Annotated in this window: 1 pseudogene; it reads left to right on the forward strand. The window is 68.8% G+C overall.

The window, feature by feature from the left end:
• A pseudogene (locus HW466_RS31660) lies at positions 1-237 on the forward strand (A/G-specific adenine glycosylase); the annotation flags it as partial.

The raw sequence follows: 237 nt of genomic DNA on the forward strand, positions 1-237 counted from the left end.
CCGTCGTCCCGTATTACACGCGCTTTCTCGAGCGCTTTCCCGACGTCGTCGCGCTCGCGGCTGCGCCGTCCGATGACGTGATGGCGCTGTGGGCCGGGCTCGGCTACTACTCGCGCGCGCGCAACGATCCTCGACGGCAACGTGAAGCGCGTGCTCGCGCGGGTGTTCGGCGTCGAGGGCTTTCCGGGCGAGAAGCGCGTCGAGAACGACATGTGGGCGCTGGCGGAATCGCTGCTG

This window comes from Burkholderia territorii, assembly GCF_902833055.1.
GTDB lineage: Bacteria > Pseudomonadota > Gammaproteobacteria > Burkholderiales > Burkholderiaceae > Burkholderia > Burkholderia territorii.